Source organism: Cyclobacterium sp. 1_MG-2023, assembly GCF_030546805.1.
In the GTDB taxonomy this organism is placed as follows: Bacteria; Bacteroidota; Bacteroidia; order Cytophagales; family Cyclobacteriaceae; genus Cyclobacterium.
In genome coordinates this window covers 1-14,061 of sequence record NZ_JAUOPC010000019.1, presented here as the reverse complement: position 1 = coordinate 14,061, position 14,061 = coordinate 1, and the positions used below count along the sequence as shown (strand labels likewise).

Here is a 14,061-nt window from a genome sequence, read left to right as displayed (position 1 = left end):
GAGCCTGTAATTGCTGAGGGGAAAAAGCCCGTGAAATTCAAAAAAAATAATTGATCAGGATTGCAATTATCTTTGGGGTGTTAAACCAAAATTTATACATAACAACTACTTAGGTAGTATTTGGAAGATTTGCAATTGCTATTATAAGCTATCTATAATAAGAGAGGAAAACGGTTGTACTCCTATCTGGTAAAAAAAAGGGAAGAGTAAAATTCGGGATTGTTTTTTTAGCCTTTTTTTTTAGGTCCATGTGCTTTATTTGTCGCTTTATTAAATAACCCGGTTTGCTAGTTATTCTTTCGTATGATTTTTACAATTCGGTTAATTGTAATTTCCGATAGGTTCCACTCATAACCATTAAAATCTGTAGTATTAATAAATTGAACCACTACCCCGTCTATGTCTTTGTGGTATTCGGCAAGGCTTTGATAGCCGACAACCAATCCTCCATGGTTGTATTCGTAGGGATAGATTTCTTGTTCGCCTTCGTCAAATACAGAGCCGTCGTTTAAGGCGCGAATAAAATCGCCCACATCTTCTGCTGTAGCCAACATTCCATATTCATTGGCTTTGAAATCTTCCTCATACCCAACATAGTATCCGCTCATTACATCATCTAAATCAACCTCAGTAATCGAAAAAAACGTGTTTTTTAGACCCAAGGGTACCAATATTTTTTCTTTGATGTATTCGTTGTGATTATAACCTAAAACATCATCCATAATCCTTCTTAATAACAAATAATTTGTGTTTGAATACCCATATCCTTTGTCTGGTTTAAACTTTGCAGGTAAGTCGAGGGCAAACTCTAGGGCATCTTTGCTGTTTTCCTCTTCGTTGTTCCAATAAGCAGGGTTATCTGTAAAATTTGGAATACCGGACCGATGTTGAATCATCATCTTCAGGGTAATTTCTTCTGAATTTTCAATCCTATCTTTTAATTCCGGAAGATATTCCGCAAGTGTTTTGTCAAATGACAAACGGTTTTCTTTGACCAATTTAGTGGCTGCTACAGCTGCATATAACTTGCTTATGCTGGCAATTTTGAACAAAGAATTGGGGTCGGCAGGAATTCTTTTTTGTCTATCCTTCCAGCCTCCTGTGTAAAATTCCGGTGGTTTCCCCGCTTGATCGACGTAGACAATCATTCCATCGAATCCGTGTCCAATGGCTTCATCTACTTGTTCTTGAATTGTATCGGGTAGTGGTAATATCCAAGCCTTTACTAAAATCCATGGCACGTAAAACAATGAAATAACAGTTCCAACAAGCAATACCACCCTTGTAATCCATTTGGCTTTTTTATTTTTTATCATTTTTGGGTCAGTTTGTGGCTAAAGAGAAGATGTTAAATTTTTGTTCCGTTTTATGATGGATTAGAACCTTTATATGGCTTACTGTTTATGGCTCATGCAAATCCTTTGATCAATGCAACTGCTTTTCTAATAAAGAGATACTTACTATCCATTTATTTTCTTAATTCCATATGTAAAATCGGGTAGGGTTTTCCTGTAGGATCCAATTCTGAGCGCCTTTTGGTTTCGAATCCGCAATGCTTATAAAATCCTACGGCTTGCTCATTCTGTTCATTGACATCCACTTTTGACACATTTAATTGATCAATTGAATACTTCAATAATATTTTCCCTAAGTTATTTCCTCTATAATCAGGATGGATAAACAGCATTTCCAAGTTTTGGTCGGCTACTCCGAGAAATCCAATTATTTTCTTATCCTTATTTCTAATACCTTTTAATTCAACTGCATCTAAATAAGTATGGAAAATCAGGGGTTTAAAATATTCAATGTCCTCTTCTTTCAAAAAATGATGGGTAGCACGAACGGAGGCCTCCCAAAGGGCCACCACATTTCCATATTCGTGTTTGTCAATATTATCTATCCTGTTTGTCATTCTAATTATTGCCGAGGTTTTGGTTGATAGCCAAGGCCTCCCGCATGGGTTTATTGTTCAAGGTCCTTTTTGATCGTTTTGACTTCAGCCAATTCATCCCATGGGCTGATATCATAACATTTATTTAATTCGATAAATTTAACTGCCTAATCCATAAGGAAATTATAGTGGCGGTATCAGTTATTGACACAGAAATGTTTTTTCGACCATATTGCCTGAAAAGTAAGCATATAGATTAGGGAGCAAATTGTTTTAATAATAAATATAGTTTATTTTTTTAATTGCCCCATATGAAGCGAACTTATTGTTGATCAATACCAACTGTTATCGCAAGATGTTGAATTTTTAGGGTAACATCCAATCTGATTGTGCTTTAAACTCGGCTTGGAAATCCTTACTCCATCTGGAAATTGAAGCTTTACCATGGCCATCAATAAAATGATTCGTTGATTCAACACGGATATATGGTCCTTCCCTTCACCAATAATATCTTGCCAAGGTTGTTTACCAAAGCCCCATTTGATATTTATATGGTGATTGTTTCCTAAGCCTTCGAATGTAATCGAACGTAAATAGTCTACAGTTGGAAAATCAGCGTCGTGTTTTCTTAGATTCTCATCTACTTCGTCGTATTTGTCAATAACTTTAAGAATATTTTTCTTTTCTGCCACCATCTTCGTAGTTACTGAAATAGGCTTCTTTCACACGCTTATGAGCAAGAAGTCTCGACTTGGAGTAATTACAGGAGTTAACACCTGACCAGGTAAGCACAGGCCAATCTGTAAATTCAAGGAGATTACCTGATAAGACCAAAACAAGTTATTGCCCATAGCCTTTATAGAAAAAAGTTTTTTTAATTATCCATTTTTATAATTAAATAGGGGATGCCGCTAGATGAGAACTCTCCATCAATCTCTGAACTTAATCTTATTCCCAAAACAATTTTATGGTCTGGAAGATAGTCAATAATATTATCAGTCATTAAACTCTCTTTTAAATCATAAATATTATTTGTCCTAATGAGTGTATTGGATATTGGTACACCATCTGTAATATTGTACAGTTCTAGTAATGCGTAATTATTGTTTTTGGCAACATGTGGGTCGGATTCAAAAAATATAGCCCCTACATTTTTAAAATTACTTTTGGTAAATGTTATACCCGAAACTATAACAGGAGTGGAGCTTGTTGTGTTGGCACTTGAACCTATGCCATCCGCAACTTTTAACCTAATTTCTTCATTTATTACTCCATCTGTTTTACTACAGACATATTTTGTTGTATGGATTTCGTTATCATCTAATAAATTGTTTTTATTTGAGTCAATTCCTACTTCAATTTTAATCCCCCCATTCTCACACATTATTCCTTCTTTTTCATCAGTAATGTTAATTAGGCTTAAGTTGCCATCTAGACCATTACATGTATAGGTTGTGTATTGAACCTCACTATCATTTAATTCCCCATTACTGTTTTTATCCAGTCCATATTCTATTTTTAACCCTCCATTTTCACAGTTCGAACCTGAGTTTTCATTGGTGATTTTGGTTAAACTAGTATTACCATCAATTCCATTACATACAAATGTAGATGACATAATCTCGCTATCATCTAAGATGGCATTGTTATTAATATCTATACCAGAATTTATTTTTATACCACCGTTTTCACAGTTTTCTCCCCTTGGTTCTGTTATTACAGAGGTGAGACTATTGCTTCCATTAATCCCATTGCAGACATATTTTGTATTTTGAATTTCGTTATTTTCAAGTATTCCATTTGAGTTGTCGTCTAAACCGGCATCAATTCTGAGGCCACCATTTACACAATTACTTCCACTCATTTCATCCGAAATATTTATTAAACTGTTGATTCCTTGTATACCTTGTGGACCGTCTTCTCCTACACAAGCAATAAATAGCATAATTGCAGATAGGTAAAAAAGTTTTGTTTTTTTCATGAATTGATATTCCTTAATGGATTGTTTAAAAAATTGTATGGTTAAAGGTATCTTATTGTTACCAGAGAAAAAAGGGTTAAGGCAACGAAATACTTAATTGCAGTGTTTCAATTACAAAAAGCTTATTTGAATATGGTGTTAGTTTCTCAAGTAATCCTATAAGGTATTGACCCTCCTTTTTTCCTTGCGAAAAGCAAGTAGCCTTTCTTTAACAGTTGGGGTTCTGATGATAAATCCTACAATCACGATTACTGCATAGATTATCCAAGTCTTTTCTAAAATCGCAACATGCAACAAACTCAATATAATGGCTAGATAAGCCAGACTTTGTAACTTTTTCCATTTTGATTTTAGCCACTTCATGGACTTTCGATTAGAAGTAAAAAACAATGGAATTAAAATCAATACTGCAATAAATCCAGCGATATAATTGAATTGTGAAAAGGTCTCGAGAAAACCCTCTGCCCAGATAAAAAAGATGAAATGCAAGAAACTCCAAATGGCTGTTGCAATCCCCATGGCTTGTCGCACATAGAGATTGCTAACCCCAAATAAAACATAGAAAGGCGTCAAGGTCAAAACAGCGGTCATCCAGCGAATGGCAAATTCGCCGGTAACATGATATAGCATCTCTAATGTTGTTCTACTTCCTTCTCCTGTACCTTCCACTAAAGTGATGGAAAAGCCATTGATAAAGTCAAGATTTATCATTCTCAAAATGACAAACATGGGTAATATTGCCAATATGGCTACAATTATCCAACCGTAATTTTTACTTATAAATTTCATTTTGTATTTATTTTCTAATTGAAATCAAAATTACTTTTCCAAAGCCTCTGACTAGCGAATGATAATCGACTGTTGGGAATTTAATAATGACCATTGCCCTATTTTTGGTCCTGATTTATTATCAATAGTCCCAAAATAGCCGGGTTTTTGAGAAAAGGATCAGATTAAATTTCATGAAATACGTTTATAATTCGATGATTTCAATATTGAAGGGTAAAACTATATTATTCCCAAAGAATACTCCAATTTGTGATTCAAGTATTATAAGATAATCTTTATCATTATTGCTAAAAAACCACACCCCGGATGAATCATTTAAGCCATCTCTCAATATGCTTCCTGTGGCCGTAGTTGGGTCGCTTAATTCCACTTTATATACTTTACCAAAGTTACCGGACGGGTCAGTAGCATCATTTTCTGCATAATAAAATGTGTTGTTCCCTGCCCAAGTGATCCCGTCGGCATCGATTGAACTGATACCGGAAATAGACACTTCTTCCAAAGTTCCGGGAGTACCATCGGTAACTGGTAGGAACCAGAATTTCCCTCCTTGAGCGATGTAAAATCCTCCTTCGTTGTTATAAATTACCCCTCCAAGTCCGCCGGAAGAAGGAACCCAGTCGGTAGTATTCGTGTACCAGGTAGCATCTATATTGTCGGTCGCTGGGTCTATTTGTATTATTCTTGCGGTTGGGTTCCAATCGCATACGTAATACTTGCCATCCACTATTTGTACCGAATTGCCGATTGTATTTTCAGGAAGTGCCCACTCATTTGTTTTGGCACCTGTTGCCAAATTGTATTCAACCAATTTACTAGGCCCATTCATTGTGATGTCCTGAAAATTAGGGTTGTTTAGAAGGTTTAACAAGACGGTCCCATCTGAAGCCAAGCCCCAGCGTGAATAGTAATCATGTTCTGCAGCAACAAATTCTTGAGCAATTGCCGTTTCTTGGCTTAAATCTATTGATTTAATTGTGCCATCTCCATAACCACTGACAAAGATGCTGTTGTTAGCAAAGACCACATCTTCCGGGAAGAAACCATTGTCTTCAATACTTATGTTTGAAGGGATATTTAGCTCCTCAACCGGCGTCACCATGTCATCATCTTCCTCACATGAAAGTAAAATTGTGGAGGTGAAAATCGCTAAGAATAAGATTTTTATATTTAGATACTTCATCATTATATTTTTTTAATGCTTTGATAATGTTTTTGATCAATTGTTACTGCAAAGATGAAGTGGCTTTGTAGTATTGTTATTATCAAAGTGAATTCAATAATGGTAAAAGTGAAACCAATCTTAATTTTACCACCTAAATTTAGACCAGTTGGCCTAAGCATTTTACTAAAAACAGTAGACCTAAAGCCAATTACGCCTAAAAGTGCTTAATGATGTTGGCTCGTTCTTCCTGTCCAGTTTTGATAAGGGAAGGTGCATTATGAAATATGACTTTCAGGTCTTTGAATATTTATTTTCAAGCTTCCACATATTCCCGAGCATGTAGATCCCTTAAATAAAAAGCATAAGTTAAATTTTGGCTTCTGAGATAAGATAGGTCGGAGCATACTTGTCCCTATTTTAAGTTTACCCATTCAAATAACCCTCTTTCCTGACTTCAAATTCAACGAATTCAAATAGGTTAGGGTATTTATTTGTGTCAACTGGTAGCGGGGTGCCAAAGGGACTGTGCAGCATTTATTTCATTTTAAATGTATACAACTCGGGTTTTGCAAAATCACCCTTCATTTGTTGAGGAAGTCGGTAAACGTTACCCTCTTTATCACAGAAGTATAATCTTGATTCTGAAGGTTCACGCCCGTGGCCGTCTGCCCAGAAAGCGTAAAAGTCGGGATGCACATTGATAGGGCGCCGGGCATAACTATGGTTGTACTTGCTATTCCAGGTCAACATTTTCAGTTTTGTCCAGGTTTTTCCATGGTCTTTGCTCTCCCACATTTCCATTTCTCCACCGGTGTTGTAATCTTGTGGACCCATTGCAGTTGGGGCGATTACTTTCCAACTTCCATCCTCTTGGACATAGATGGAACCGCTGTCATAGTTGTTTCCTGCGGGTGTGAAATATTGGATTTCCCAGCTGCTCCCATTCCACCAGGCAGTATGCCACATTCGCGGTCCGTGAACCGGTCCCGGCAGGGGTCCATTACTTGTTTTGTATAAAATTATTGGTCTTCCTTCCTTGTCGAAATTTAAATCGTCAATATAAACATTGCGGTCTTCAGCGTCGTAATCGTATATCATTGCCGGATTAGCTATCTCCCTCAGTGGCAAATCTATTGTTGCCCCATCAACCGTATTCCAGGTTTTTCCAAAATCATCCGACTGAAGATAATAAAGGTTGGTTCGGAAGTCCAGGCCACCCCTTGCCTTTCTGTTGGGGTGATACATAAAGGTAGTACCGATTCGCTTTCTTTGATTTGCGCTTGTTTGGTAGTGGCCATCGCCCAGTAAGGACAAGTCTTTCCATTCAGACCAATTTATTCCGTCCTCACTCCTCATCCAGGAAATGACACGACCGCCAATTTGTTCATAATGGGTGAAAAGACCAATAAAACCATCTGTATCGGAATAGTAAATTTGCATGTAAGAAAAGTTATTTAATGGCACTTTTTTGCCATCCACGGTTTTCGTTGCCGGCATCAATTCGAATTCAGAAATGTCGTAAGGTTTTACACTCCTATGGATAAAAGCAGGTCTTTCGACTCCGTGGGCAGTCGAAAAAATCCATATATAACCCTCTTTGTCCACTTGAAGCACGGGGTTGTCATGGGCATCCTCGGTGGCTTTGTCGAGAACGATGGTGGGACGAGGCACCTGGCCAGTCTTGTGATCAAAATAGGAGACCATGTGCAGCAGGGTTTTCCCATTTTGGTCGGTTCCACCATAACAGAAAAAGGTTTTGTCCACCTCTTCCGCATAAACTGAGAAAGGGTATTGCGTAGCACCATAGGTCCCCAGCCCTCCGCTATATTTATATTTGTACTGGTTGGTGACCTTTCCTGCCTGTCCGGCAGTATTGATATAATACCAAATTCCTCTGTACCCTTCAGCTTGCTTATTTATCAATCTGGCTTCCCCGTAAATATCGCTCTGCGCTTTTACCGAATTGAGCCCTAACACCAACCAGAATGAGAAAAGGATTGTCTTTTTAATTACTTCCATAATTTTTTAAAGTCTATTTTGGTTTATTTGTTACTTATTGTCTTTGAGCGAATCCTGCTACGCCAGCCGATATTAATAAAAGAAATCAAAAGATGAAAAACCATATTCAATCTATTTATAAGGATTGATAGTGGATCCTAGGCCAAGTTGCCGATCCCTGAGTCTGTCGAAGGGTGTCAATGGGGTCCGGCGATTAGCAGGCTTTGTTTTGGTGCTTTGTTTTTATTAGTGCTTAAAAAATGGTTTAATTTATTCAGGTTTTGTGTATTCAATTAGTTCCTCTATATACAAAAAATCACCTTGATTTTGAGTCAGTTTAATGAATGTTTTAACTTCGGGAGCATACAGCCAAATCTCTTCTTCATTGGCACTATACCCTCTGGAGTTCGTGGTTTTACCAGTGTATTTAATTGTGTAAGCCATGAAAGTTCCGGCTTCTACTGTTTCTTCTCGGTAGGACAGTATCTCAGCCACTTGACTTTGGTTTCCCGTTGTTCCATCTTGACTTGTCCAATTGTTTTCATATTTCCACTTTTTACCCACTTCCAGGGGCCAAGCATACTTAGGTGTTTCGCTTTCTTCCGGTTTAACGATTTCGGATACAGGAATGGTGTCATTACCGATTGTCATTCCTAATACTCCGTCAATACTGACTATTTCTCGCGTATCTTTTCCATCCGAGCGTACTTCTCCCTCCGTAGTCACACCTTTGTATTTCCAGACCCATTTCTCACCCACCTGATAATCAGCTAGCGAAGGTTGATTGGTGATGCCGTATTTAGTGGAGTCCTCACAGGCGGTAAGTATGCCTATTGCAAGTATTAGTAAGAATAGATTTTTCATATGATTTAATTTAATAGGACCTGTCAGATTAAATTTTATTACAATTACTAAGGTTTTAAATATAGCTTCCCTTTACTAGTAAATGCTATTGGTTGGTGGTAGTAACAAAGGGTTTAATTTCGACTGTTTTCGGTAGGACCGGATCATTGGGATTGAATCTAACCTCGGAAAAACTGCCAAACGTACCCATAAATACAATTTATTGATCGTCCAAAAGCGATGTGTATATTGTACCTTTTCATAAGGACAATTTAACATTACAGCCGGCACAATCTTGGCTTATTAATTTTTGCCAACCAAGGGCGCTTATTGCCAATAGGTTATTTAACAAAGTACATGTCCACTTCCCCTTTTCCTTTGGCATAAATTTCCCCTCTGTATTCACATTCAATGTCATTTTTGACAAGCTGATAGGTTGGTGCTGAAATATTTATTTTGCCAGGTTCTCCGGATGACTCCATTCTACTTGCTGTATTAATAGTGTCTCCGAAAAGGTCATATCTGAATTTTTTCCTTCCTACGACTCCGGCCACAATTGGTCCGGAATGTATACCAACTCTCATCCTCCACTTTATTTCATGGGTCAAATTTCTTTCATCAAGGTAGTAAATCATCTGTTGGGCGGCTGAAATGCAGTTCTTGGCATGCTCCGTTATTCCTTCACCAAGCCCGCATGCAGCCACATAGGCATCACCTATGGTTTCAATTTTTTCAACTCCTGCCTCCTCAACGATTTCATCGAACCGTCCAAAAATATCATTCAATTCATTGACCAAAGTGATCTCTGAAATGGATGAAACTAACTCCGTAAAACCTTTGAAATCAGTAAATAATATAGTCACCTTTTGGTGCCTTTGGGGTATTGTTTTACCGGTTTCTTTTAGATCTTTCGCAACTTTGACCGGAAGAATGTTATGTAGGAGATTGTCTGATTTTTTCTGTTCAGCCATTAAGGATTCCTCCGAACTATCAATTAAAACAGACATACTCCATATAATGGCGAGGCAAATGAATCCGGTTATACTAATATTAACTACTTGTAATAAATAGGGATCTACTTCATCATATTGCGCAGTAATATTTGATTGAAGAATGACAGTTACAACCAAGGTTAAGCAAGCCAGTATACCAAAACCATGTGCTATTTTCCTTGCCTTTCGGGGGAAAGTCATGTAAGGAAGGATAATGATTAAGAAACTAATGAAGGCCACGCCTGAGGTATATCCCAGTAAATAAAGAAATAGGAGAACGGAAATATACGCCGCAATAATAAGCCATGTAGTTGCCAATACCCGCCAACCTTTATTGTTAAAAATGAGCACCATTAGAAACATCAATCCCAAGAGTGCATTGCTTCCGTAAATTATTGGGGAGTCCGTGAGAATAATTGAAAGGAGCATCCAAATTGCATTATATAAGGCGCCTAGAATAGAGGCTATATTCGTTACGCGTAGATACCTAATTTCAGTTATAGAAAAATTTTTATTAGCGCCAATATCAATCAATTTTTGAAAGAATCCGGATTCGTTTTTATCATCATTCGACATTTTGGTCCTCCTTTTTCTTTAGATTGCCTTTAAGTATAGCTAACAATAGATGATCTAATGTTTGAAGAAGACAATATAAGGACTAGAACCGCTTAATCAAATACCTGGCTACCAACTGGTGGGGTGATTTTTTCATTGCCTTAAAAAAAACAGGCGTTTTCCCACTCGCTTGAGCGGGCAATTCCTACTTGGCAATAAATGAGGTGGAATAATATCGGCTAAAGGCTAAGATATAGCAACGCCGGGTTGAACCTGAAGTGGTTATGCAACCCGTTAAAAGTCTATTTCAGGGTGACCTCTTAGTCTGGTCTCTTGACTGATTCCTAAGCATGCCTCCAAGCCCGGTCCCAAAGCTCAGTCCCTGAACTTGTCAAAGGTCCAGCCTTCAGAATACCTATCAATTATCTTCCGTTTTTTATTGGAATGGCTTTATCAAGACCACGATAAGTTAATTTTCTCCACAACCATTCTAATGGGCCTTGTTGGAATTTTCTTAACCAGAGCCAGCTTAGCGTTAATTGAATAGTCCAAATTATTCCTACAATCCATAAGAGCTCAATTCTAGAGAATTGGTTAAATAATGCCAGTCCGTATCCGTAAAAGATAAACCCTAGTACTATGTTTTGAAAGATGTAGTTGGTTAGGGCCATTCTTCCCACTTTAGAGATTAAGTTGGATTTTTTTGACTTTAAAAATTTCTGAAAGGTTCCATTCAATATCAGGACGTATCCTATTCCAAGAATTTCTTTTGGAAATGTAAAAAGAAAGCCTTCCCAGATATCAGTTACGGGTTCGAAATATTCAAAAGTCCACTGGTAAAATCCAAGATAGTTGATAATTAATCCTACGCTGAGAATACTAAAAGAGACAATCCAATAATATTTCCAATTTTGATAATTATGGAATATTCCAGACCGATAAAGGACGATTCCTAAAATCATTATAATAAGAGAGGGGAATAGCAGTCCTTGATAGTAAAGAAGCCCTTTATGAGCACTTGCATGTTCATAGGTTTCTTGCAGCCCTATCCAATATGTTTTTTTTGGAGCTACGTATGTTGAAGTGTCCGGTTCTTTTTTCTTCGTTTGTTTTTCCCAGATTTGAATGCTTTTATGGTCCTCACTTGATCGCTGATCTTCCTGTAGGCTTTGTGCTTTTATATAGCTTTCTTGCCTGACCTTCCGATTCATTGTTTGATCATAAGATTTAGCTAGCTGCAGTACTGCTAGAAATGCTAAAATGAGTAAAAGGTTCGGGGTTTTTATGGACCTGAAAGGAAACAATAGGAATCCACAAATCGCATAATGATAAAGAACATCTCCGTTCCAAATAAGGTAGGAGTGGGCAATTCCAATGACAAAAAGCCACAATAATCTTTTTGCATAAATGTCCATTGACATTAGCCCTAATTGTTTTTTTTCCAGTCTTTCTAAGAAAATATAAAAACCTACTCCAAAAAGCAGTGCAAACATGGTATAGAACTTTCCTTGAGTTAAAAAATATACCCAAAATCGGGTTGAATAATCAATAGCTCCTTCATAACCATATTTCCATGGACTCCAAGGGTCAGGATAAGCGAAATTCTCTATGTTAATAAAGAGGATGCCAAGAATTGCAATTCCTCTCAAAAAGTCTAGAGAAGGGATTCGCTCCAATGGTTCTGTGGCTTTTATCAATGTAGACATTTTTAAGGATTAGCCAAGCGCTAAAAAACAAAAGAAGAAACCATTTCATATGGTAGCCCTTGTTTCCCAATTACTAAAGTGAACTCCAAGACTAGGCCCCAAGAACGACGCTCTGAGCCCGGTTACTAAGCCTGCCGAAGGGCAAGCCGTCAGAATGCTTGGATATTGTGGATAGGCGTTTTTAGTTCAGGTTTGTCATGCCGAATTGATCAATTGCCTGTTTTTCGTTCTTGGCAAGAGAAAATTTTAATTCGGTCCACGCTGTTCCTTCCATTCCCTTGAGTTCAATTCCGCTTTCCGTTTTAGTTATCGTAAATAAAAAGTCAGCAAGGTTCTCGTCCTTATTTACAGAAACATTTTTCAATTCAGTCATGCCATATTCATCAACTGCTTGTGGTCGATAATTATCTAGGCTAAACGACAAGTCTATCCAAGCACTACCTTTTTTGCTTTTCATTTTTATTCCATTGTCCGTTTTCTCAACAATAACTTTAAAATCTTTTATTTCAGCTATTTTTTCTTGAGCAAACAACTCAGATGTCGTGGCCAAAAAAAGTAATGCCAATATCAATGTCGAAAATGGTTTCCTAAAGTTCAATTTTGCTTTCATGTCAATAATTTTATTTTAGTTCGAGTTTTGTTTCACTTGCAGACTGCATTCAGCCTAGGCTGTTCCAGCCGTCAGAATGCTTAGTTATTGTGTGCTGGCTCTTATTCTTTAGGGTTGGTATCTATTATTACGGCATTCATTAATTCGCTTTCTGTTGCTTTATGAAATTCTCCTTCCATAAAATCAAACATTCCTGGTGTTACTTCGAATGAGAAAGTTTCACCTCTATTCACGTTTCTATCTAAAACTCGTTTTCGTCTAATTGGGTGTTTTGCAGACACATAGTGTAATTGAATCTCTTTACCGTTTTCTTCGGCTAATTGCTGGAATAATTTTCTTTTCTCTCGCTTAGTAAATCCAAGATCAAGTATCACATCACATCCTCGATTAGATATATCTTCTGATAATTCCCATATTAGTTTTTCGCATCTTTCAACTCTTTCCATAATCCATTTTAGATTCATTGATTTAGGAAGATCATCTCCATACAATTTCCACATCCAATTATCTATTCCTAAATGAATCCCTTTAACTTCGTCTGCTAATTTCTTTGAATATGTTGATTTTCCTGCCCCTTGAGGTCCAAAAACAATATGTATTCTACTCATTCAGTTTTTCTTATTATGGTTTTTTTTCTTCCTGCTTGAACCTAACGTCTCTTTATATGGCTCGTAGCGTGCAAATTATAAAATTATTTTCGGATGAAGCACGAGCCGAATTTTTTTATTTTTCTTATTATCTTTTTTCTCAATAAGCCAAATTAAAAAATTTGGCGGACTTGCAAATATGCCTTAACTTTGAATTAAGCAACTTACTAGCTATGAGCTATATACGTTGTTGAACGAATCCTGCTAAGGCAGGAAGCCGGCAGTTTTTGCCGTTTCTTCCTACATTAGACTTATCATTAATATTCAACATTTTAAGCTATGAAAAAAAAAGCAATCTATCATTGAAAAAGCCTGTGAAAATGTACCAGGCTTTGATTTACAACTCAAAAGACTCCGTAGATCAATAACCATTTCGGGGAAAAGTCAGAGCACTCTCAATAATTACGCCCGATGTTTGTCCCATATGGGACTGCATCTCAACTCTGATCTGCTTAAACTTGATGACGAAGTCATACAGGATTACCTCCATTTCCTTAAGCGTAAGCACCATACTCCCTCCGACAGTTTCTTTAAACACACCGTTTACGGACTCCGCTACCTTTTTCGAATCTTTGACAGGAAAGAAAGCAGCGTTATTCTGCCCTCAATTGAACGACCAAAAAAACTTCCTGTCGTCCTTAGTCAGCAGGAAGTTAAGGAGCTTTTAAAAGCCCCAAAACTACTCAAACATCGCCTTATCCTCGCTTTACTTTATGGCTGTGGACTACGCAACTTTGAATGTTGCAAGCTCAAGATAACGGATATCGATCTTGACCGGAAAATGCTACATGTCCGGGAAGGAAAAGGCCGAAAAGACCGGTATGTCCCTCTCTGTGGCCTTCTTTCAAGAGGAATTAAAACTTATTTGGAAGTAGAAAAACCTG

The 14,061-nt window shown here is 37.3% G+C and carries 13 protein-coding genes; 1 reads left to right on the top strand and 12 read right to left on the bottom strand.

Annotated elements, in window-relative coordinates:
• Positions 1-287 precede the first annotated feature (287 nt).
• The 12 genes from Q4534_RS22100 to Q4534_RS22045 form a co-directional block, all read right to left on the bottom strand.
• A complete protein-coding gene (locus Q4534_RS22100) occupies positions 288-1,316 on the bottom strand; it encodes a serine hydrolase (protein ID WP_303615333.1) in 1,029 nt (342 codons plus the stop codon).
• Between the two features lie 152 nt (positions 1,317-1,468).
• The gene (locus Q4534_RS22095) at positions 1,469-1,912 is read right to left on the bottom strand and encodes a GNAT family N-acetyltransferase (protein WP_303615332.1); all 444 of its coding nucleotides are present in this window, start codon (positions 1,910-1,912) and stop codon (positions 1,469-1,471) included.
• A 311-nt stretch (positions 1,913-2,223) separates the two neighbouring features.
• Positions 2,224-2,586, bottom strand: coding sequence for a nucleoside hydrolase-like domain-containing protein (locus Q4534_RS22090; RefSeq protein ID WP_303615331.1), 363 nt, complete (start codon positions 2,584-2,586; stop codon positions 2,224-2,226).
• Positions 2,587-2,765: 179 nt separating this feature from the next.
• The gene (locus Q4534_RS22085; RefSeq protein WP_303615330.1) at positions 2,766-3,872 is read right to left on the bottom strand and encodes a hypothetical protein; all 1,107 of its coding nucleotides are present in this window, start codon (positions 3,870-3,872) and stop codon (positions 2,766-2,768) included.
• Between the two features lie 156 nt (positions 3,873-4,028).
• Complete coding sequence (locus tag Q4534_RS22080) at positions 4,029-4,661, bottom strand: ferric reductase-like transmembrane domain-containing protein (protein ID WP_303615329.1); 633 nt, start codon at positions 4,659-4,661, stop codon at positions 4,029-4,031.
• Between the two features lie 184 nt (positions 4,662-4,845).
• Positions 4,846-5,847: a hypothetical protein gene (locus tag Q4534_RS22075; protein WP_303615328.1), complete on the bottom strand. Its 1,002-nt coding sequence runs from the start codon at positions 5,845-5,847 to the stop codon at positions 4,846-4,848.
• Positions 5,848-6,360: 513 nt separating this feature from the next.
• Positions 6,361-7,845 carry a BNR-4 repeat-containing protein gene (locus tag Q4534_RS22070; protein ID WP_303615327.1) on the bottom strand — a complete coding sequence of 495 codons (1,485 nt, stop codon included), beginning with the start codon at positions 7,843-7,845 and terminating at the stop codon, positions 6,361-6,363.
• Positions 7,846-8,094: 249 nt separating this feature from the next.
• Entirely contained in the window at positions 8,095-8,688 is a 594-nt protein-coding gene (locus tag Q4534_RS22065) for a hypothetical protein (protein ID WP_303615326.1), read from the bottom strand.
• Positions 8,689-9,008: 320 nt separating this feature from the next.
• Positions 9,009-10,235, bottom strand: a complete 1,227-nt coding sequence (locus Q4534_RS22060; protein ID WP_368509169.1) for an adenylate/guanylate cyclase domain-containing protein — start codon at positions 10,233-10,235, stop codon at positions 9,009-9,011.
• A gap of 401 nt (positions 10,236-10,636) precedes the next feature.
• Positions 10,637-11,920, bottom strand: coding sequence for a DUF418 domain-containing protein (locus tag Q4534_RS22055; RefSeq protein WP_303615324.1), 1,284 nt, complete (start codon positions 11,918-11,920; stop codon positions 10,637-10,639).
• Between the two features lie 181 nt (positions 11,921-12,101).
• Positions 12,102-12,530: a hypothetical protein gene (locus Q4534_RS22050; protein WP_303615323.1), complete on the bottom strand. Its 429-nt coding sequence runs from the start codon at positions 12,528-12,530 to the stop codon at positions 12,102-12,104.
• Positions 12,531-12,631: 101 nt separating this feature from the next.
• A complete protein-coding gene (locus tag Q4534_RS22045; RefSeq protein WP_303615322.1) occupies positions 12,632-13,138 on the bottom strand; it encodes an ATP-binding protein in 507 nt (168 codons plus the stop codon).
• Positions 13,139-13,601: 463 nt separating this feature from the next.
• Between Q4534_RS22045 and Q4534_RS22040 the strand changes: the two genes are divergently transcribed.
• The coding region (locus Q4534_RS22040) for a tyrosine-type recombinase/integrase (protein ID WP_303615321.1) at positions 13,602-14,061 on the top strand (460 nt) is incomplete at its 3' end.